This window comes from uncultured Shewanella sp., from assembly GCF_947491715.1.
Classification (GTDB): Bacteria; Pseudomonadota; Gammaproteobacteria; order Enterobacterales; family Shewanellaceae; genus Shewanella.
Window position 1 is genome coordinate 430,651 of sequence record NZ_CANLKR010000001.1, and the last position, 21,746, is coordinate 452,396.

Here is a 21,746-nt window from a genome sequence, read left to right on the forward strand (position 1 = left end):
GCCTTTTATTTATTGTTCTATTTAATAAAACAGTTATTTATATTTTATTCTGTTTTTATAAAAAAGCGAGCAGTTTAAGATAGCGGATCTCAACAATACTGTGATGATACAGAGGCCAGTCATGAAAAATGAACAGCAATTATTAGAGGCGGTACAGCAAGCCAGTCAACGTTGGAAAGAGGGCTTTAATAGTCAAAATGCAACAATGTGTGCAGAGCAATATGAAATATTTGCAACGATGCACGCAAGACCTTTTGGAGAGTTTACAGGTAGAGAGCAAATAGAATCTTTTTGGCAAGGATTGATGGAGCAAGGTTTTGACAATGTTGATTATATAGCGCCAAAGCTTGAAGTGATTGATGATAAAACAGTGCAACTGAGTTCAAAATGGCAGATGAATAAAGCCCACGGAGTGATCCATAAAGAACGTTGGATCATGCAAGATGATGGTTGTGCAAGATTAAGTCATGATGATTTTGAGGTGTTAGGAGAAAGGTAAGTTTTAAATGTTATCAGTAATGCGTATTCCTATAACTCAAACAGCGAATGTATTGCCATTCGCTTTTTTTTTTAAGATAAGTAACACTAGGGGTTGTTTATTTCAGACAGTATTTAACCACGAACGATCCACAGTCACTAGTGGCTAACGGATTGAGTGGTAAAACATAGGAAGGTACAGTGACAAGGACAAATGTGAAAAAGGATGGTATTCACTGGAAAGCGTTAGAGCAGAATATTTATGATTATATCGATTTAAGGTACCGTTGTGAGCTTGATGGCCGTTATTGTGTGCATGTACCGTTAACCGAAAAAACAGCCAATCATTTTCAAAGTTTTCATGCTGCTTTCCAATTTGCTGCTGCGGAATCTTTAGGTGGAATAGTGATTTTTGAAACGCGAAAAGAGCGCGCTTACACTCCGTTGGTGAGAAGTGTTAGTATTGATTTTAAGAAGCCTGCGATGACAGATCTTTATGCTGAAGCACTTTTTTCAGCAGTAGATAGCAAGAAAATGAATCTTGCTATGGCCACTACTGGTCGTTATGATTTTCCGTTGACTATCGAGATTAGCAATACTGACAATGAAGTGGTTTCTATTTTGAACGCTGAGTATGCTGTTCGAATACTGTCTTAAGAATGTTTATTCAGACAGTTATAACCCGCTTTTACTCTTTTTGTCTAAAGGTGTAAACTGAAAGCGTATGCACGAGTGGTTTTTTATTCTTTGAGCCTCATTGTTAGAGGCTCATTCTTAGAAGATACAGTGAGCCAGAGTCATTCATTTCCTAGCAGTGATACCTAAGCAGTAAGGTAAGGGGGAGAGGTTGGATAAGTGGGTTAATAATGGGCTTCATCATAGAGATCCATCATTAAATGATATGTTGGTCACGGTCGATAAAAATGATGATGTCACGGGGTATGAAACGAAATTACGATGTCATCAAGGTCAAGGGGTGCTTCATCGCGCTTTTTCATTGTTTGTCTTTAATAGTGAGCAGCAATTATTAGTGCAGCAGCGCAGTGCATTAAAGCCTTTATGGCCGTTATTTTGGTCTAATAGTGTTTGTAGCCATCCACGTCAAGATGAACCGTTTGAAGAGGCTGTTAATCGACGTTTACAAGAAGAGATTGGAGCAAGCAGTCAGTTGATTTATTTGTATCAATTTGAATATCAGGCTTCTTATTTAGATGTGGGTGCTGAGCATGAAATGTGCTCTGTGTATATTGGCAAAATTGAGCCAGCTATTTGTGTCGATCCCGCTGAAGTTGCGGACACAGAATTTATGAGTATTGAAGCCGTCAATAGGTTAATGATAGCCTCTCCTGAGCGATTAACACCTTGGTTTAAAATGGAGTGGAAAAGACTGATGTCAGAGCATCGTGATGAGATTGATGCATTGTTTCGTTAATGTTATTGTTCAATGGATTGAACATTTTCCAAACTAGAGTGTCAATGGGTTTTATCGACTTTGCTTATCGCCTTATCAGTTGTTAAATGTGAATGGGTCTGAAAAATTTGTTTTTCAAAGGCTTCAAGCTCGGGATCAATATTGTCACTGGCGGATCCTATTGAGTCTGAGGATGCCATTCTTGGACCTGTTGTAATGTTTTTTTTGCTTGTTTGAGAAGATGTCTCAAAAGCCGAGAGAGATGTCGACTGTGATTGGCTTTTCCCCCAGCGGTATTCTGTAGCGATAAGCTCTCTTCGGCAGTAACGATGATAATGTCGCAGTAGAAAAAACATTAACCTGAATATTTTTATGATATTAGGTCTTTTCCCTCCTGTCTGCCATTGCTTTAATTGAAAGGGGCACATCTTCATGATCAGGCCAAGCTGATGTTGGGTTAAATTAAAACATTCACAGAGGCTATCCATTTCGGTCACGCGTATATTCCTTTATGTTTACTGACATCCATTTGTTACTTTGTCATTGAATTGGCTGATTTGCTTCCATTATTGGGCTTGATGCCGCCATGCAAAGAGTCATTGGCCATTCCATATATTGATTTTTTAGTGAATTACAGTTTTCATGCATTAATTTTATTATTTTTTCAGTTGATCTTAAGTCTTGTTTATCCCTATTGAATATCAAATGTTAAATCACAGCGGATGATATCGGCTTAGGTCGGCTCGAACGGGCAGCAAAGTATGCCATGACAACATATAATATTAATTCGGCTAAGTTGAGAGGTAACCGCATAACGAGGTAAATATTATAGAAAAACATAGGCTGATAAGGCACAAAAAAATCGCCTAAAATATGATTATTGCGAATGATATCTTCTACTAAGGCTATTATATTGATAATAACACCAACACAATAAAGGCTCATCAATAAGTATTCTTGCGGTATACGTCGGTAATAGACATTGAGTCCAAGTGTTTGAGCAAGAATGCCGCGATAAAAAATAAGGAATATGACAAGCAGCTCCAAGCCAATACCAGTACAGTAAAAAATCCAGCTAGGAGGTATTGTTAATAAATTTTTATTTATCAATATGATATAAATTATTTTCCCCCCCATAGGTATTGACAAAAAATACAGCCAATTAGGGTAGTGTCGACAATAAAATAAGCACAATATCGGAATAAACACAAAAGTAAAGTGAGCTAACCAATAGGTATCGGGGAAAATGACTGAAAGAATATTAAATAGGGTAGCACAAGCAAAAAAACCAAAAATAGTTAACCACAGAGCTGATTTTGTCTGAGAATAATAAAATAAACTCAAGGTGATCGAACATGAGCCGATTAATATTGCTAAGATAATAAGGTGATTTTCCATATCTGATCCTAATTTATCGAAATAACATTAATTTACTCTTTCCGTCACTTGTCGCTTAGTTCTGGCAGACATTGCACTATTTATTGATGCAATAGTGCTCGTCATGAGTTCAGTGATTGGCAGGTGCTGATGAGTCGCAATGCTTGTTTGGTTATCAATGAATTGAGAGGCATGATTTGTGGCGATTGACATATCCATTGACATTATATATTTCCTTATTTAAATAAACTGTTTGCTAAGCAAAAAAACGCATTGCGTAGCAAGTTTTAGTCTCTTTCCTAGACACTTTTTCTGTTAATTTACCACCGAACTTTTTACAACATGTTGATTTAAATTAATTAACAAATGCTTGGGATTAAACCGTTAATTTCATTTAATGTCAATGATTTTTTATTAACAAAGTCTATTAAATCAACATGAAAGCGGTGATAACTTGGCCTCAAATTTGCATTTTAGCGGAATATGTCAAAGTTTGGGCACAGTGATCATGGGCGTAAAAGCCAGTTTGGAGCAATTAAAACAGTTAAAACCAATACACTTTAAGGGAATAGGTACCCCGTTATTGGTTTTAGCTGCACTGGCGATGATAGTACTTCCTATGCCGCCTTTTTTATTGGACATGTTATTTTCTTTTAATATTGGTCTAGCGCTTATGGTACTGCTGGTGGCCATTTATGCGGATAGGCCGTTAGATTTTGCGGCTTTCCCTACCGTATTATTAGTAGCGACTTTACTCCGCTTAGCGTTAAATGTAGCGTCGACTCGAGTGGTGTTACTTGAAGGACATAATGGTGGTGATGCTGCTGGTAAAGTCATTGAAGCATTTGGTTCAGTGGTGATCGGTGGTAATTATGCCGTTGGCTTAGTCGTTTTCCTTATTCTCATTATTATCAATTTTGCGGTTGTGACCAAAGGCGCGGGCAGGATTTCAGAGGTGAGTGCTCGCTTTACACTTGATGCTATGCCTGGAAAGCAAATGGCGATAGATGCGGATCTTAATGCAGGCACCTTAAATCAAGAACAAGCTCGTTTACGCCGAGCTGAAGTAACAAAAGAAGCGGATTTTTATGGAGCGATGGATGGGGCGTCTAAATTTGTTAAAGGTGATGCCATTGCTGGGATTTTAATTTTGGTGATTAATATTCTAGGGGGCTTTGTGATTGGAATGGCTCAACATGGGTTGACTTTCTCTTCTGCCCTTGAAATTTATACGCTACTGACGATAGGGGATGGATTGGTAGCACAAATTCCAGGGTTGCTGTTGTCCATTGCTGCAGCGCTAATGGTGACGCGCCAAAATGAGTCCGGTGATATGGGGCAAATGGTTATAAGCCAAATGTTTGATAATCCCAAATCGCTGCTCATTGCTGCGGGGGTGATGTTTATTATGGGGATTGTACCTGGAATGCCACATTTGGTGTTTATCAGTTTAAGTCTTTGTATTTTTGCTGCCGCCTATTTTATACAGCGAAAGAAAAAAACGGAAATGGCAACATCGCTGGCGTTGGTTGAGTCGGATCAGACAGATAAAATGAACAATGAACCTAAAGAGTTGAGCTGGGATGATGTGCAGCATGTTGATACTGTGGGTTTGGAAGTGGGCTATCGCTTAATTCCTTTAGTGGATAAAGGCCAAGGTGGCGAATTATTGAATCGAATAAAAGGTGTGCGGAAGAAATTATCCCAAGAACTTGGCTTTTTGGTGCCTGCTGTACATATTCGCGATAATTTGGATTTAGCCCCTAATAGCTATCGAATATCGCTCATGGGAGTGAGCTCTGGGGAAGCTGAAATTCGTCATGATTGCGAGCTTGCCATTAACCCCGGTCAAGTTTTTGGGCAATTGGAGGGTGTTGTGACACGGGACCCTGCGTTTAATTTAGAGGCCGTTTGGATAGCTCCCAGTAGCCGTGAACATGCCCAAACTTTAGGGTATACCGTAGTTGATGCCGCAACTGTGGTTGCAACACATTTGAGTCAATTGCTATCGAATAATGCCTCTAAGTTACTGGGGTATGAGGAAGTACAGCAGCTGATGGACATGTTAAAGGAGGCTTCACCTAAGCTAGTTGATGGTTTTATACCCGATGTTATGCCGTTAGGCTCAGTGGTTAAAGTGATGCAAAATTTATTGAATGAAGGTGTCTCTATTCGTGATATGAAGACCATAGTACAAACCTTATTGGAGTATGGTCCCAAAAGTGGTGATACAGAAGTGCTGACGGCTGCGGTTCGCATTGCATTAAAGAGAATGATTATTCAAGAGATTAGCGGACCAGAACTTGAAATCCCCGTCATAACATTGGCGCCAGAGTTGGAACAAATGTTGCATCAGTCTATGCAAGCGGGCGGAGGTGAGGGGCCGAATATTGAACCCAGTTTGGCTGAGCGTATGCAAAAGTCATTAGTGGATGCCTCAGAGAAACAAGAAATGGTTGGTCAACCTGCAATTTTACTGACATCCGGAATGTTACGTTCGACATTATCACGATTTGTCAAATATACCATTCCGAGTTTACGAGTGATCTCGTATCAAGAAGTGCCTGATGAAAAGCAGATAAGAATCGTATCGGCTGTAGGCAAGTAGAGGTATGATCTTTGAAGATTAAACGGTTTTTAGCGAAGGATATGCGTTCGGCATTAACGCAAGTGAAAGAAACCTTAGGCGTTGATGCGGTCATTATGTCTAATAAGAAAGTCACTGGTGGCATTGAAATTGTTGCAGCAGTCGATTTTGATGGCGTTAAGACAAGTCAAGTGAGCCGCCCTGTTTCTCAGGACAATAAGGCGGATACTGTCACGCCGATAAAAACGCGAACGAAAGGACCAAAAAGTTATTTTCAAGGATTGGCGTCACTTGCCGAGGAGAAAGTGTCGCTGAGTAAAAAGCCTGATGTTGACAAAGCACCTTTGTTTGAAACAGAAATTGATAATGCCCTTCAAAACGATAAAGAGGGGGCACAAAACCGGATTAAACAAAGCACTGCCATTAATAATACATTGCGCCAATCGACAGAGTCACAGAAGGGGTTAGTGTCATCAAAAGCCGGTATATCCTCGAAAAAGCCTATTGTGGATTCTTTACAGGCTTTATTAGAAAGACAGCAAAATCGTGATGTTAAAGAAAATAAATATCAAGATCCTTTGAAGCAGGCCGATAATTCAGTGATGCCTAAGTGGGCTAAGAGTCTTGAAGATCAGCATCATGTACATCAACAAAAAAAAGCGGTTTTCACACCTCAATCCACATCACTGAATAAAAAAAGTGACGCTCAGGAAGCCGAGTTAGCGGAATTAAAGCGCGAATTAGTGTCTATTAGAAGCTTATTGACCGATCAGGTGAGTAGTTTAATGAAGGAGCAGAAGCAAAGAGTGGATCCTGTGGGCGCGATGCTTGAAAGTACACTGTTACAGGCTGAGTTTTCTCCTTTGGTGGCAAAGAAGTTATCAGGTTTAAGTGAGCAATATTCTCCTGCGGAGCTGGTGAAAACACTGCCTCAGAGTTTAGCAAATTTACTTGATAATCAAGGTGATGATATAGTTAGGCAAGGTGGAGTAGTGGCTTTTGTTGGTCCAACAGGTGTCGGGAAAACAACCACAATTGCAAAGCTTGCTGCGCGTTATGCGTCTTACCATGGAAGTGAACATGTAGGACTCATTACTACAGATCATTATCGTATTGGCGCCTTTGAGCAGTTAGCGACGTACGGAAAAATTATGGGCTGTCCAGTTAGGCAAGTTCATGATATTAATGAATTAGAACAAGTATTATATCAATTTAGAAACCGTAAACTTATTTTAATTGATACTGCCGGAATGGGCCAAAGAGATCTGCGTTTATTTCAGCAGTTGGATAATTTGACCGCCAATAGTCATTTACCTATTCGTAATTACTTGGTCATGGCGGCGACAGGACAACGTAAAGTATTAGAAGAGGCAGTGGCTCAATTTGCGCGTATTGTCTTATCGGGAGTGGTACTGACTAAACTCGATGAATCAACATCTTTAGCACCCGCACTAAGTGTGTTAATACAAAGCGGACTGCCACTCAGTTATGTGACTGATGGTCAAAGAGTCCCTGAAGATATGCAGGTTGCTGATACCTTGGCGTTAGCTAATAGCGCTTTATCGGTATTAGAAACTGTAGAACCCATACAAAATAGTCAAGGATCAGATGATCTGATCGATGCAGTTGAGTGAAGCCATGAGTCCGGATCAAGCAAGCGGTTTACGTATGATGAATCAACAAACGAGTGAAAAAGTGAAAGTCATCGCTGTTTCAGGGGGGAAAGGTGGCGTCGGTAAAACCAGTGTCTCAATCAATACTGCGGTGGCGTTAGCGGAAAAAGGCAAACGTGTTTTGGTATTAGATGCCGATCTGGGGTTAGCCAATGTTGATGTGATGTTGGGATTACGCTCAGATTTGAATTTATCCCATGTTTTATCGGGAGAAGCCGAGCTTGATGACATTATTTTACGGGGGCCTAAAGGGGTTGGCATTATTCCGGCTACATCTGGTACACAATCTATGGTGGAATTGAGTCCAGCACAGCATGCTGGATTAATTCGGGCTTTTAGTGAGATGCGAACTCAGTTTGATATGCTCATCGTGGATACCGCGGCGGGGATATCTGATATGGTGCTGAGTTTTTCAAGAGCCTCACAGGATGTAGTGATAGTGGTGTGTGATGAGCCAACATCCATTACCGATGCGTATGCGTTGATTAAGATTTTAAGCAGAGAGCACGGGGTTTTTCGCTTTAAAATCGTTGCCAACATGGTTCGCAGTTTGCGCGAGGGGATGGAGCTATTCGCTAAGTTAAGTAAAGTTACCGATCGCTTTTTGGATGTGGCATTAGAACTGGTTGCGACCGTTCCTTTTGATGAAAATTTGAGGAAGTCGGTACGTAAACAGAAATTGATTGTAGAGGCTTTTCCTAAATCACCCGCTTCAATCGCCTATCATGGTTTGGCGAATAAGATGATCAGTTGGCCTATTCCTCAGCAACCTGGTGGACATTTAGAGTTTTTTGTTGAGCGTTTAGTTCAGCGCCCTAGTTATAAGGATGATGAAGGTGAATAAAGCCGCAGCGTATACTCGTTTTGATAATAGAAGCACTATCGTAGAAGAGTATGCCCCGTTGGTTAAAAAAATTGCCCATCACCTATTAGCGCGTTTGCCCGCTTCGGTGCAGTTGGATGATTTATTGCAAGCCGGCATGATGGGATTACTGGAAGCTTCAGCAAATTTTGATGGAAGCAAAGGGGCTAAATTTGAAACGTTTGCAGGTATTCGTATTCGAGGCTCAATGCTTGATGAAATTCGCCGAGGGGATTGGGTCCCGCGCTCAGTGCATCGCAATCAGCGCCGAGTTGCTCAAGTGATTGATGAATTAGAACAAGTTTTGGGGCGAGATGCAAAAGACCAAGAAATTGCCGATCGTCTTGATCTGTCATTAGTGGATTATCATCGTATTTTAAATGATATCACAGTAGGAAAAGTGGTTGGGGTTGAAGATTTAGGTGTGACAGTAGATGCACTTGAAATGAACCAGAACCAGAGTGATGATACCTTTGAATCTCTTGCGAATGTTCAGTTTCATAGTGCTTTAGTCGAGGGCATTAAACAATTACCTGAAAAAGACGCCTTAGTACTGTCATTATATTATGACGAAGCGTTAAATTTGAAAGAAATTGGTGCCATTCTCGATGTCAGTGAGTCGAGAGTGAGCCAGATACACAGTCAAGCGATGCTGAGATTAAAAGGTAAGCTTAAGCATTGGACACATACATAATAATTTTAATAAGTAAAAAATAAATCCGCGGAGGATACCTTGGACAAGAATATGAAGATTCTGGTTGTTGATGACTTTTCAACAATGAGACGTATCATTAAGAACTTGTTGAGAGACTTAGGCTTTAATAATACTCAAGAAGCCGATGACGGTTCAACAGCTCTGCCTATGTTACAAAAAGGCGATTTTGATTTTGTCGTAACCGACTGGAATATGCCAGGAATGCAAGGCATTGATTTATTGAAGGCGATTCGCGCTGATGATAGCTTAAAACACCTTCCGGTTCTTATGGTGACTGCTGAGGCTAAACGCGAGCAAATTATTGCGGCAGCGCAAGCAGGTGTGAACGGTTATGTGGTGAAGCCCTTTACGGCGGCTACGCTAAAAGAAAAGCTAGATAAAATCTTTGAACGATTAGCGTAAAGCAGGTGCCTATGGAAGCACAAATTTCACCACTCATTAATCTAGCGCAAGCTGAACAACTAGTAGAGTACCTTTCTGCGGGCGATCAAGCGAGTGCTGATGAGTTGATAAAATTGATTGCAAGTCCGTTACAAAAAGATCTTTTTGATGAAGTGGGTCGGCTAACACGCCAGCTTCATGACGCCATAGTGGATTTTCAAGTTGATGATCGCTTAATTGAATTGGCCAATACCGATATTCCAGATGCTAAAGAGCGCTTAAATTATGTCATCGATATGACTGAGCAAGCGGCAAATAAAACCATGGATGCGGTCGAGGGATGTTTACCATTAGCTGCAACATTGAGCAGAAATATCGCTTCTATTCGCCCATCATGGGACAAGCTCATGTGTCGTGAAATTGAGTTGCGGGACTTTAAGACTTTGTGCCATGAAATTCAAGGTTTTATTGATGGCAGTGACATGGATTCTCAGCAGTTAAAATCACTATTGAATGAAATATTATTGGCACAAGACTTTCAAGATTTAACCGGGCAAATGATCCGCAGAGTGATCGAACTTGTCAAAGAAGTGGAATCCAGCTTAGTGTCATTGCTTACGGTTTTTTGTGATACACCAATTAATAATCAATTGAATAATGATAAGAAAAAAGTGGAAGCAGAAGGGCCGATCATTAATGCGCAAAGCCGCCAAGATGTGGTCACAGATCAAGATGAAGTGGATGATTTATTATCCAGTTTAGGTTTCTGAACTGCGGGTCTTTATTTTGGATTGCCTAATGATGTGCTGTTCAGATGAGACAGGTAACGTGGTGATTAGGGGATTGTTGGTGTTGATAAATAGTCGAGCAACGCAATGTTTGTTTTAGGTTTCTAAGGGAGAGGTCGAAAGGATGTCCTTTGATGTTGATGAAGAGATACTGCAAGATTTTTTAATCGAGGCAGGTGAAATTATCGAATTATTACAAGAGCAGTTGGTTGCGCTTGAAAATGATCCCGACGATACCGATTTACTCAATGCCATTTTTAGAGGGTTTCACACGGTTAAAGGCGGGGCTGGTTTTTTAAGTTTGGGTCCGATGGTTGATGTATGCCATGAGGCTGAAAATACCTTTGATTTATTGCGAACTGGGCAACGGCAAGTGACCGCCGAGTTAATGGATACGATTTTGCAGGCCATTGATGCGATTAATGCCATGTTTGCTCAAACCCAGGCTGGGTATGAACAAGTGCCTGCCGACCCTTATTTATTATCACAACTTAAAAGGTTGAGTAGCGCTGAGTCTCAACAAGCTATGGACGAGGAAAGTGACAGTGTTAATCCGCAAATAACTCACACAAAAGAGAATGCGGTAACACATTCAGAGTCATTAACGCTTGAAGAGCAAAACAAGAGGGGAGCAGAAAACGTAGGCACGAGCATCGATGATATTGATCAAGCTGAGTTTGAAGCATTGCTCGATGCGCTGCATGGTAATGGACCTTCATCTGATGTGCAATCTTTTACTCAAGAGCTTACGCCTGCAAAACTGATTGAAGCAGAATTAATACAAGAAGCCAGTCAAGAAATACTCGAACCTAGCCTTACCAGTGATGATATTACTGATGATGAATTCGAAGCTTTACTTGATGAATTACACGGTAATGGTCAATTTAAGGCGGCCGAACTTGAGCCGACAGCGACGGTTTCTGTGAATGATGCATTAGGCGACAATGCCAAAGTGTCAGACAAGATCACTGATGATGAATTTGAACGTTCACTTAAAGGTGATGAATTACAGGGTAAGGGTCAAACGGTTTCTGTGAATGATGCATTAGGCGGCATTGCCAAAGTGTCAGACAAGATCACTGATGATGAATTTGAACGTTTACTGGATGAATTACATGGTACGGGTAAAGGCCCTAAAGGTGAAATACCACTTAGTGTGTCCGATGAAATAAAGATTGAGCCCTCGGCTATTGTGGGTCATAACAAAGGACCACTCAAGAGTGAGCAACGTAAACCTGTGGCTAAAGCTGTGTCGAAAACCAATTCGCCCCAAACAGAAACCACAGTACGGGTCGATACGGCTCGTTTAGATCAGATCATGAATATGGTGGGTGAGCTGGTATTGGTAAGAAACCGTTTGCTGAGTTTAGGAGTGGCTCGTGATGACGAGGATATGTCTAAGGCATTGGCTAATTTAGATTTGGTGACAGCAGATTTGCAAGGTGCTGTCATGAAGACTCGTATGCAGCCGATAAAGAAAGTTTTTGGCCGCTTTCCCCGTGTCGTGAGAGATTTAGCGCGTAGCCTCAATAAAGATATCGAACTATTGATGATAGGGGAAGAAACGGATTTAGATAAGAACTTAGTTGAAGCGCTTGCCGATCCCTTAGTGCATTTAGTGCGAAATTCTGTGGATCATGGTATTGAAATGCCAAATATTCGTGAAGCCAATGGAAAAAGTCGTACAGGTAAAATCACCTTATCAGCGAGTCAGGAAGGCGATCATATTCTATTAAAAATAGAAGATGATGGGGCTGGAATGGACCCAGAAAAATTGAAAAAAATTGCCGTTAATCGAGGTGTGATAGATATCGATACTGCTTCGAGAATGTCCGATCAAGAAGCGTATAATCTCATTTTTGCACCTGGTTTTTCAACGAAAGCTGAGATATCTGATATTTCTGGCCGCGGTGTGGGAATGGATGTGGTGAAAACTCGCATTGCTCAACTTAATGGCACTGTACATATTGATTCATTTAAGGGGCAAGGCACACGATTAGAGATAAAGGTGCCATTAACCTTAGCGATTATGCCGACCTTGATGGTTGAGGTGGCGACACAAGTGTTTGCGCTGCCATTATCGAGTGTGAATGAGATTTTCAATTTAGATTTAACGAAAACCAATATGGTCAATGGGCAGCTTACCGTTATAGTGAGAAATAAAGCGGTGCCATTGTTTTATTTAGAGCATTGGCTAAGCCGACAAATGGGTGGCTTTGCCGCAAAGAAAAATGCAGAGCGCCATGGGCATGTGGTTGTAGTGCAATTGGGAACACAGCAAATTGGTTTTGTTGTCGATGCCTTAATAGGACAAGAAGAGGTGGTCATTAAACCTTTAGGGGCATTATTACATGGTACGGCAGGCATGGCTGGTGCGACGATTACCTCAGATGGTGGAATTGCATTGATATTGGATGTGCCAGGACTTTTAAAACATTATGTAAAGTAACGAATTGCTTCAAACTTGTTGTCAGTAAATGTGTTGCATGCTACTGAATCAGGCCTTTTGTTCAAGGTAATGTGTTCGTTTTAATAAGTGCGTAGGGAAGTTAATGGGCATAAAAGTACTAGTAGTTGATGATTCGAGCTTCTTTCGTCGCCGAGTCAGTGAAATGATCAATCAAGATCCTGATCTTGAAGTGATTGGGACTGCTGTTAATGGACAAGAAGCGATAGAAATGGCTGCGCGTTTAAGGCCTCAAGTGATCACCATGGATATTGAGATGCCAATCATGGATGGTATTAGTGCCGTAAAAGCTATCATGGCTGCTTCACCTATTCCCATTTTAATGTTTTCGTCACTGACTCATGCGGGGGCGAGTGCGACATTAGATGCACTTGATGCGGGAGCATTGGACTTTTTACCGAAACGCTTTGAAGATATCGCGACCAATAAAGCCAGTGCAATTAGCGTATTACAGCAGAAAATAAAAGCGTTAGGTCGACGACGATTATTGGGTAGTAATCAAGCTTACTCAGGCCGTGCCTTATTGAAAGAAAGAGCCAAGAGCCAGCTTAATAAGGTGAGTTCAAGCAATGTCACTATTGAGGAAGATTCGTTAACGACTTCAATAAAGCCTCATCAGCCCCAGCGTGAAAGAAAAGAGTCAGACAGTTCAGGACGTGTTAAAAGGGCCAGCGGTAAAACTTATAAACTGGTGATTATTGGCACATCGACAGGGGGGCCTGTTGCTTTACAAAAGGTGTTAACTCCCTTTCCTGCTGATTACCCTTATCCTATTTTACTTGTTCAGCACATGCCTGCTGCTTTTACGCCTGCGTTTGCAAGTCGTCTTAATAGTCTGTGTCATATTGAGGTTAAACAAGCAGAAAATGAAGAGTTATTAAGGCCGGGGTGTGCTTATTTAGCACCCGGCGGCCTGCAAATGATGCTTGATAAAGGTGGGCCTTTTGGCCGAATCAAGCTACATATTGGCAAGCCTGAATTAAATTATAAGCCGAGTGTCGATATTAGTTTTGCGTCGGCCTCGAAAGTGATGGCTGATAAAACGTTAGCCATTGTGTTAACTGGGATGGGGGCTGACGGACGTGAAGGTGCACGTATGTTAAAACACACTGGTGCGACAATTTGGGCTCAAAATGAAGCCAGTTGTGTGGTTTATGGTATGCCTCAAGCCGTTGTCAAAGCTGGGCTCGCGACAAAAATATTAGCGATAGAAGATATGGCTGCCGCCATTTTATGTGAAACAGGTGTGAGCTAATGGCGAAAAAGAAGCTGGTATTGGTTTTAAGGTTATCCCCATACTTATGAGTTTATCGACGGCTTTGTTGACTTTTTTACTTTCAGTGACGTCAGTGACTTTGGGAGGGTTATATTTTGACTCTTGGCAGAAAAATACTCAACTAAAGCAAGATGTTCAACGGTTGAAAAACAGTCAGGTGATATTGAGTGTGTCCACTGAGCAAGCACCCATTATTGTCAATTGGATGAATAGTCATCCTGAATATGTCGCAGGTTTAATTGAGTCGGTTCAAAGTCAGGTGGGGGTCGCTAGTCGCCAATCTAGGCTTAGATCTGATAATGGCTTAATCAGCATTCAAAATAATGCGCTAAAACAAGATAGGTTGGCACAAGGTGAGTTTTTGCCCAGTGAAGATAAAAAGCGTCGATTGATGGTGGAAGAAAAAATGATAGCCGAATCGGCCGAAGGCATTAAAACCATTGCTTTGCCTCATGGCGGTATAAGGATCACGACTCGTTAATGGGGCGTCTGTATTAAAGGGAAAAAGTGATGAAAGTGTGGACGGTTGCTAATCAAAAAGGAGGAGTAGGAAAAACAACAACGGTAGCGAGCTTAGCGGGAGCCCTGGCTAAAAGAGGGAAAAAGGTCCTGGTTGTTGACACGGATCCCCATGCTTCTTTAGGTTACTATTTTGGAATGGATCAAGATGAGTTGCCAGGATCGCTATATTCATTGTTTATTGCGCATCAATCATTGACGATTGAGCAGATTCGTACTCATATTATTCCGACCAGTGTTCCTCAAATTGAGTTGCTACCTGCGACTATGGCGCTAGCCACACTAGATAGGCAATTGGGCCATCATGAGGGCATGGGGCTAGTGCTAAAGAAAATATTGTTATTGGTTGAGCAAGATTATGATGTGGTATTGATTGATTGCCCACCTGTTTTAGGGGTTTTAATGGTGAATGCTTTGGCTGCCAGTGAGCATGTGCTTATTCCTGTTCAAACAGAATATTTAGCATTGAAAGGGTTAGACCGTATGGTGAAAACTTTATTGTTAATGGGTCGGTCAAAGCAAATGAAGTATCATTTTTCTGTGATCCCAACCTTATTTGATAAAAAAAGCCATGGCTCTGCGAAGGTCCTTAAACATTTAACGCTAGAATATGCGTCGCATATTTGGCCAAATGTTATTCCTGTTGATGTTAAATTTAAACAAGCCAGTTTGGCCCACTTTCCCCTTTCTCATTTTGCATATCGTAGCCGAGGTGCCAGAGCTTATGACAAGCTGTTGGGTTTTCTACTGTCTCAGGAGAAACGTCATGTCAAACTTGAATGATGACGCGATATTTGATTTTTTTTCGACGCTATTAAAAGATAAGCGAGAAGAGAAACAAGCTGTAAAGTCGGTACCGTTTTGCAAAATGCCAACGAAACAGGACATAAATGAAAGGCATTCTCTTTTTGTTGAAGAAGAGTCTAATCATGTCAATAGAAAAAAGTTGTCGATGCTTTTGTCTCCTGTGGGGGCATATGGGCTGAAGTCAAAAATCGAGGGAGATGATTCTGTTTCGTCCCTCCTAAAAGAAGGTGTTTCACAAAAACCGACGCTCCTTTCTAAAGAAAATATGTCATCAGTCGATATTTCAGATGAGATTGATGTTGGGCAAGCCGATGTGAGCAGGCATTCTGAGATACTCATTCAGACTGAAAAGAACCAAGATAGCCAAGAAAAAGATCGATTATCTAATGAGAAAAATCAAAATGTTGTTTTTTTACACGAACAGCTAGATGAGGTCTTTCAAGTCTTGTTTTTTGAACTTTCTGGGTTAATCTTGGCAGTGCCTTTATTGGAGCTAGGTGGCATTATTAATATTAATCGTATCAAAAGCATTGTGGGCTCCCCTCATTGGTATTTAGGGTCGCAAGCTCATCGAGGATCACAAGTTAATCTTGTGGATACGTGCGCCTGGGTGATGCCTGAGAAAAGGGTGCTATTAAAGCAACCGATTGAATACAAATATATAGCCTTGTTAGGAAAAAGCCAGTGGGGATTGGCTTTTCATCGTGTGGTTAAAACGGGGCAGTTAGCAAAGTCTGATGTGCAATGGCGTAAACGTTCGGGGAAAAGACCTTGGCTGGCGGGCATTGTAAAACAACAAATGTGTATAATTTTAGATGTGCAAATGTTTATTCGAATGTTAAATCAAGGGTTAAGCTGTCAGGGAAGCAATTGAGGTCAATATGAATAGTTCAAACAGTGTTGCTATGGCAGCAGAAAAAGAAGATGCCGTTTTACAATGGGTGACTTTTAAGTTAGATGACGAAACTTATGGCATCAATGTGATGCAAGTACAAGAAGTATTACGCTACTCTGAAATCGCACCTGTGCCAGGCTCGCCGCATTATGTTTTAGGGATCATTAATTTGAGGGGGAATGTGGTCACCGTCATAGACACTCGATGCCGCTTTGGTTTGCCTGAGTCGGATGTGAATGATTCGACGCGAATTGTAATTATTGAAGTCGAAAAGCAAGTGATGGGTATCTTAGTTGATAGTGTGGCTGAGGTGGTTTATTTACGCCGATCGGAAATTGACAATACGCCTAATGTCGGTACAGATGATAGCGCGAAGTTTATTCAAGGTGTGAGCAATAGGGAGAATGAATTGTTAATTTTAATCGATTTAGATAAGCTCCTCACCGATGAAGAGTGGATGGAATTATCTCAGCTATAAGGCATTATCGAGTCAAATTGTGGGATATGAAAGTGACGAAATATTGATTAAGTCACTTTTTGTTTTTACATTAATGGCTTAAAACTTTAAATAAAATAGAGAGAGTGTAATTTATGGCAATTTTTCATTAAGATTCCTGTTATTGCATTCTAGAGGAAAACAGAGTGACAGATGAAGTGTTGATTGCCGCTACATTGGTGTTTATTGTTGCCTGTTTAGGTTTAGTCTTATATTTACAACAGCGTATTAATCAATTGAGTGTTGATATTGATGATCTCAGTGAATGCCTTGATGAGATGAATGAGCAAAATGTCCATTTCAAACGTGAATTGCAAGAACTTCGTAGCGGTACAATTGGGGTGGGGCGCCGAGTACTTGAGTTTGAGAAAACGTTGAAAAAACAAGATGCCAAAATTGATGAGACTCATTTACAAGATCCTCAAGCAAAACTTTATTCCAGAGCGATGAAGATGGTGAGCTTAGGGGCGGATGTTGAAGAGCTTATTCAAGAATGTGAGCTCCCTAAAGCAGAAGCTGAGTTGTTGTTACGTTTACATGGGAAAACGTAAATGTCGTTTAGGTTACAAGTCTTAATGACTTTGTTGGTGCTGTTTGAGTGAAGGCCTCATCAACCCAGAACGGTTCTAGTGAGTGTTTAATGCTATGTAAATTTGGATGATTAATCTTGGTAGGTATTTTAGGATTGATGCGCACTATTTGCCATTTGATATTTGTTATTACTTTATAATGGGTGTTTGACAGTGATATTTTTGAACGATATCGGTTAAAATGATCCTAAAAGGTGTTTCCTAGAGTGAGACTTCTTTGATTGGCCTTTCGAGTTAATAATTAAAAGCTTACTTTATTTGCTATTCTTTGATAGTGGTAGTCTATTGATGTGATTGATAAGGATATCTTGATTTATCAAAGAAGACAGTACCGTTTTTCGGTATTACGGGGCAAATAACTTTCATTACATTGTTTTATAAAAGAGAAGAATATGACGTTTAAATGGATTGCTCTGACTGTGGGATTTTCTCTAACTGCATTTTCCCCTTCAATTTTGGCCGAAGAGTCAAAAGCAGATGAGAGTAAAGACGTGACAGTGACCTATAATGATCCACGTGATCCCATTGAAGGGTTTAACAGGGCAATGTGGGACTTTAACTACCTGTATCTCGATAAATATATTTATCGCCCCATTGTTCATAGTTACCAAGATTATATTCCTAGACCCGTAAGAACTGGGATCTATAATGTTGTGCTTAACCTCGATGAACCAAGCAGCGTGGTCAATAATACTTTGCAAGGAAAATGGATGTGGGCAGCCAATGCGGCGGGTCGCTTTACTGTGAATTCGACATTAGGTATTTTTGGTGTTTTTGATGTTGCTGATAAAATGGGTATGCCAAGAAAGCAAGATACGTTAAGTGAAGTGATGGGATATTATGGTGTACCCGATGGCCCCTATTTTATGGCGCCTTTTCTTGGCCCTTATATTACTCGAGAAATCGCATTTGATTGGGTAGATAGTCTATACTTTCCAATGACAGAGTTTACTCTCTGGCAAAAGTTTTTAAAGTGGGGGATCGAAGGGATCAGCAAACGGACTGCAGTGATCGATCAAGAAAGATTAGTTGATAATGCACTCGACCCTTATACCTTTGTTAAAGATGCCTATTTTCAATATGTCGATTACAAGGTTTATGATGGTGACGTGCCGCAAAAGGCCAATGATGATGCGTTACTTGATGATTACATGCAGGAACTTGATTAATCGTTGGATTGCTGATTTCACTATCTCTCATGTCTTCGTGAGTCATTTGCAAACAGGCAAGGAGCGAGTGATATTTTATTCAGGAAATGATGATTTGCGTCGCAGTAACTAAATACCCATGAACTTGATTAAGCTCATGTTGTGTGTTGAGGAGTCGCAATGACGTTAAAGAATTTATCAATTTTATTTGTTGAGGATGATCCCGTTTTTCGTCGCCTAGTGACTTCATTTCTAGAGTCTCGAGGCGCACAAGTTTTTGAAGCTAAAGACGGTGAAGCAGGATTATCTTATCTTGCTCAATATCGCTTTGATATGATTATTGCTGATTTGAGTATGCCAAATTTAGGCGGTTTGGCGATGTTAAAGCGTTGTGCTAAAGATTATCCCGATATTCCGTCAATAGTCATGTCTGGTAGTCCTGTGATGTCTGATGTACTGGAGGCGTTAAGGCACGGTGCATCTGATTATTTAGTTAAGCCTATTTCAGATCTTTATTTGATCGAGAATGCTATCCATGAATGTTTAAATATGGATGTTGAAACATCATTTCAGTTAGATAATGTTGAAGAATTATCTTATTTAGAGCTACAACAACATCTACATTTGCTTGAGCAAGATAAGCAAGCCGCTAAAACAGTACAACAGCAACTGTTACCTCCGTCTCCAGTGCGTTATCACCAAGGTTTGATTGAATATAGTCTTTTTACAGGGGTAGGACTTAGTCCGCATTTTATTGATACTGCTTTGGTCGATGATAAGCATATCATGATTTACATGGCACAATTTCATCCTCAAGATAATCGTGTGGCCTTCGCTAGCGTATTATTAAAGAGTTTCGTTAATTTCAAGCTTAAACGCTATCGAAATCAATTATCTGACACGTTAATTAAGCCTAAAGGTATGTTAACTTATCTGAATGAGCGTATGAGTCAGTCGGGCTTAGATATTTATGTTGATATGGCCTATATCATCATTACATTAGCCGATAGACATGTTGCTATTGCTCAATCGGGTAACGCTTTACGTTGCTATTTACGCAATGAGGAAGATTTAACACCCATTGCGTTACCCGATACACTTCAATTGGGTGTGCTGAATTGGGGACAACCGAGCATTCATAATAGGCAATTACTTGACAATGAAAGGCTATGTATTGCCACTCATCAAGGAGAGTATAAAAAACGCTTATTGGATGGGGCATTTCATGGTTTGGTCTCAGATGATTCTCTGCCCGCGGGGGGTTATATTCAGTTTACTTTGGTTCAATAATAACAATTCAATCTATCATATCAATTGAGGGGACTAGCTTTTAGGAGCATTCAATTGTGCAATGTAAACAGTATTTTACTTTATACATAGGGCAATAAAAAAGCGCCTCACATAGAGACGCCTTGTTTATCTCACATCAACTTATCATGGCTTGATGGCTTCGTGTTCAGCGGTAACAGCAATTTCTTCTGCTAAATGCTCTGCCTCACCATGAGCATGGCCTTCAGCGCCATGCATCCAATCCACAAGTTTATCAGCCATTAAGTAAAGGATGATTGCAGAAAGAGCTGCAGTAATCCCTATACCCGCAAAAATAGACATGGCGTTAGCTAACTGCTCTTCTTTTGGACCACCGTGACCAATGAAAGAGCCTATGATCCCGCCAATTTTATTGGCCGCAGCAATAAAGAGGAACCAAGCACCCATCATTAATGATGCGATACGCAGCGGTGCTAATTTAGTCACCATTGATAAACCAATAGGTGATAGACATAACTCTCCCATGGTATGGAAGAAGTAAGCACCAACTAACCACCACATACTTGATTTAGCACTGGCATCTCCACCCATTTCCATTACGGCACCGATCATGAATAGGAAACCAATTCCAAGTAATACAAGTCCAAGTGCAAATTTAATGGGGGAGTTGGGTTCATTTTTACCTAGACGAACCCAAATTGAGGCGATGACAGGAGCGAACACCACAATAAAAATAGCATTTAATGATTGAAACCAAGTGGTAGGGACTTCAAAACTGCCCACAAAACGATTGGTAAATTCATTAGTGAACAAGTTCATCAACCCGCCTGCTTGCTCGAAACCTGCCCAGAATACAATCGTAAATAAGCCCATGACCATAATGACTTTTATACGATCACGTTCTATCTTCGTTAACGGTTCTTTACGGACATTGCCTTTATCAAGCGCTTTTTGTTTTTCAAGCTTTGCTGCAGGAACGGTACCGATATCACCTAATAGTTTTTGAGCGAATAAAAATTGGATGATTAACGATACTATCATACCAATACCCGCAAAAAAGAAGCCTGCTTGCCAGTTATTAATGAACACACTCTCATCATCGATGACGATAGTATGGCCAAAATGAGTATAAGCCCAAGCCACAAGGAAACCTGACAAGGCTGCACCTAAATTGATACCCATGTAGAAAATAGTAAATGCACCGTCTCTGCGGTGATCGCCTTCTTGATAAAGATCCCCCACCATAGTAGAAATATTGGGTTTAAATAAACCATTACCAATGATGAGTGTAAACAGACCGACATAGAAAATAGTGGTTTCAATGCCCGCACTCCATTGATGAGGAGCGGCAAGGATGAATTGACCTATGGCCATTAAGGCGCCACCAATATAAATGGCTTTTCTCTGTCCTAAAATATTGTCTGCTAACCAACCACCGATTAGAGGTGTTAAATACACTAAACCGGTGAAAGTGCCGTACAGTGATAATGCATCTGCGCTACTCCAACCTAATCCTCCACCTTCATCTTGTACTTTATCGACCAGATATAGCACTAAAATAGCGCGCATGGCATAGTAACTAAACCGTTCCCATAATTCTGTTGTAAACAATAAGAACAATCCTTTTGGATGTCCAAATATTGTTCCTTGAGACTTTACTCCGCTCATGTAGATCCCCACCTTCAGCTGATGATTTCTCGCCTTGTTTTTGAACAAGCAGAGAAACTTGTTTTATGCATGAATGCTATTAATGACAGATATGCTTTTTTGTTAAATTTATTCAAAAAAATTGTGAGTGCATAACTGATTATTTGTTTTTATGTTTATTAAATGTTTTCTTAATGACTCATAAAATAGAGCTAAATGCTAAAAAGCTAACAATATATACCCTTTTAATGGGACTAAAGTCAATGATACGGGTGTATTTGCTGATTATCTGAGCAGAAAAGCCTTGTTGAACTGCTTGTTTCTAAAATAGGGCTCGTGTTAGTACTATTTTAGTTTCTTG

The 21,746-nt window shown here is 40.6% G+C and carries 22 protein-coding genes; 18 read left to right on the forward strand and 4 right to left on the reverse strand.

Annotated elements, in window-relative coordinates; all coding sequences use genetic code 11:
• Positions 1 to 121: 121 nt before the first annotated feature.
• The 3 genes from Q0779_RS01945 to idi all read left to right on the forward strand — a co-directional run bounded on the left by Q0779_RS01945 (position 122) and on the right by idi (position 1,909).
• On the forward strand, positions 122 to 499 hold the full coding sequence (locus tag Q0779_RS01945) for an isochorismatase (protein WP_298768932.1): 378 nt from the start codon (positions 122 to 124) through the stop codon (positions 497 to 499).
• A gap of 179 nt (positions 500 to 678) precedes the next feature.
• Positions 679 to 1,134, forward strand: coding sequence for a DUF4442 domain-containing protein (locus Q0779_RS01950; RefSeq protein ID WP_298768934.1), 456 nt, complete (start codon positions 679 to 681; stop codon positions 1,132 to 1,134).
• A gap of 190 nt (positions 1,135 to 1,324) precedes the next feature.
• Positions 1,325 to 1,909, forward strand: a complete 585-nt coding sequence (gene idi / locus Q0779_RS01955) for an isopentenyl-diphosphate Delta-isomerase (protein WP_298768936.1) — start codon at positions 1,325 to 1,327, stop codon at positions 1,907 to 1,909.
• 41 nt (positions 1,910 to 1,950) lie between these two features.
• On the opposite strand, the gene Q0779_RS01960 is transcribed toward idi, so the two are convergent.
• From Q0779_RS01960 to Q0779_RS01970, 3 genes are all read right to left on the reverse strand, one after another.
• Entirely contained in the window at positions 1,951 to 2,385 is a 435-nt protein-coding gene (locus tag Q0779_RS01960) for a hypothetical protein (protein WP_298768937.1), read from the reverse strand.
• A 211-nt stretch (positions 2,386 to 2,596) separates the two neighbouring features.
• Positions 2,597 to 3,286 (reverse strand): hypothetical protein, encoded by a 690-nt coding sequence (locus Q0779_RS01965; RefSeq protein WP_298768938.1) that lies wholly within the window; start codon positions 3,284 to 3,286, stop codon positions 2,597 to 2,599.
• A 27-nt stretch (positions 3,287 to 3,313) separates the two neighbouring features.
• Positions 3,314 to 3,490 (reverse strand): hypothetical protein, encoded by a 177-nt coding sequence (locus Q0779_RS01970; protein ID WP_298768939.1) that lies wholly within the window; start codon positions 3,488 to 3,490, stop codon positions 3,314 to 3,316.
• 283 nt (positions 3,491 to 3,773) lie between these two features.
• Between Q0779_RS01970 and flhA the strand changes: the two genes are divergently transcribed.
• The 15 genes from flhA to Q0779_RS02045 all read left to right on the forward strand — a co-directional run bounded on the left by flhA (position 3,774) and on the right by Q0779_RS02045 (position 19,759).
• Positions 3,774 to 5,873, forward strand: a complete 2,100-nt coding sequence (gene flhA, locus Q0779_RS01975) for a flagellar biosynthesis protein FlhA (protein WP_298769256.1) — start codon at positions 3,774 to 3,776, stop codon at positions 5,871 to 5,873.
• An 11-nt stretch (positions 5,874 to 5,884) separates the two neighbouring features.
• On the forward strand, positions 5,885 to 7,486 hold the full coding sequence (flhF, locus tag Q0779_RS01980; protein WP_298768940.1) for a flagellar biosynthesis protein FlhF: 1,602 nt from the start codon (positions 5,885 to 5,887) through the stop codon (positions 7,484 to 7,486).
• Between the two features lie 4 nt (positions 7,487 to 7,490).
• The gene (locus tag Q0779_RS01985; protein WP_298769258.1) at positions 7,491 to 8,369 is read left to right on the forward strand and encodes a MinD/ParA family protein; all 879 of its coding nucleotides are present in this window, start codon (positions 7,491 to 7,493) and stop codon (positions 8,367 to 8,369) included.
• A complete protein-coding gene (locus Q0779_RS01990; RefSeq protein WP_298768942.1) occupies positions 8,362 to 9,081 on the forward strand; it encodes an RNA polymerase sigma factor FliA in 720 nt (239 codons plus the stop codon). The genes Q0779_RS01985 and Q0779_RS01990 overlap by 8 nt, the downstream gene beginning before the upstream one ends.
• Before the next feature lie 39 nt (positions 9,082 to 9,120).
• Positions 9,121 to 9,504, forward strand: coding sequence for a chemotaxis response regulator CheY (cheY, locus tag Q0779_RS01995; protein ID WP_298768944.1), 384 nt, complete (start codon positions 9,121 to 9,123; stop codon positions 9,502 to 9,504).
• Between the two features lie 11 nt (positions 9,505 to 9,515).
• Positions 9,516 to 10,253, forward strand: a complete 738-nt coding sequence (locus Q0779_RS02000) for a protein phosphatase CheZ (RefSeq protein WP_298768946.1) — start codon at positions 9,516 to 9,518, stop codon at positions 10,251 to 10,253.
• A gap of 142 nt (positions 10,254 to 10,395) precedes the next feature.
• Entirely contained in the window at positions 10,396 to 12,720 is a 2,325-nt protein-coding gene (locus Q0779_RS02005; RefSeq protein ID WP_298768948.1) for a chemotaxis protein CheA, read from the forward strand.
• A gap of 103 nt (positions 12,721 to 12,823) precedes the next feature.
• Positions 12,824 to 13,993, forward strand: a complete 1,170-nt coding sequence (locus Q0779_RS02010; RefSeq protein WP_298768951.1) for a chemotaxis response regulator protein-glutamate methylesterase — start codon at positions 12,824 to 12,826, stop codon at positions 13,991 to 13,993.
• Positions 13,994 to 14,039: 46 nt separating this feature from the next.
• Positions 14,040 to 14,495, forward strand: a complete 456-nt coding sequence (locus tag Q0779_RS02015) for a hypothetical protein (protein WP_298768954.1) — start codon at positions 14,040 to 14,042, stop codon at positions 14,493 to 14,495.
• A 29-nt stretch (positions 14,496 to 14,524) separates the two neighbouring features.
• Complete coding sequence (locus Q0779_RS02020) at positions 14,525 to 15,316, forward strand: ParA family protein (protein WP_298768956.1); 792 nt, start codon at positions 14,525 to 14,527, stop codon at positions 15,314 to 15,316.
• The gene (locus tag Q0779_RS02025; protein WP_298768958.1) at positions 15,300 to 16,214 is read left to right on the forward strand and encodes a chemotaxis protein CheW; all 915 of its coding nucleotides are present in this window, start codon (positions 15,300 to 15,302) and stop codon (positions 16,212 to 16,214) included. Before Q0779_RS02020 ends, Q0779_RS02025 begins: the two co-directional genes overlap by 17 nt.
• 7 nt (positions 16,215 to 16,221) lie before the next feature.
• Positions 16,222 to 16,713: a chemotaxis protein CheW gene (locus Q0779_RS02030; protein ID WP_298768960.1), complete on the forward strand. Its 492-nt coding sequence runs from the start codon at positions 16,222 to 16,224 to the stop codon at positions 16,711 to 16,713.
• 164 nt (positions 16,714 to 16,877) lie between these two features.
• Positions 16,878 to 17,282, forward strand: a complete 405-nt coding sequence (locus Q0779_RS02035; protein WP_298768962.1) for a DUF2802 domain-containing protein — start codon at positions 16,878 to 16,880, stop codon at positions 17,280 to 17,282.
• 431 nt (positions 17,283 to 17,713) lie between these two features.
• Positions 17,714 to 18,490 carry a VacJ family lipoprotein gene (locus tag Q0779_RS02040; protein WP_298768963.1) on the forward strand — a complete coding sequence of 259 codons (777 nt, stop codon included), beginning with the start codon at positions 17,714 to 17,716 and terminating at the stop codon, positions 18,488 to 18,490.
• A 159-nt stretch (positions 18,491 to 18,649) separates the two neighbouring features.
• Positions 18,650 to 19,759, forward strand: coding sequence for a response regulator (locus Q0779_RS02045; RefSeq protein ID WP_298768965.1), 1,110 nt, complete (start codon positions 18,650 to 18,652; stop codon positions 19,757 to 19,759).
• Between the two features lie 144 nt (positions 19,760 to 19,903).
• On the opposite strand, the gene Q0779_RS02050 is transcribed toward Q0779_RS02045, so the two are convergent.
• Positions 19,904 to 21,406, reverse strand: coding sequence for a peptide MFS transporter (locus tag Q0779_RS02050; protein WP_298768967.1), 1,503 nt, complete (start codon positions 21,404 to 21,406; stop codon positions 19,904 to 19,906).
• Positions 21,407 to 21,746: the final 340 nt, after the last annotated feature.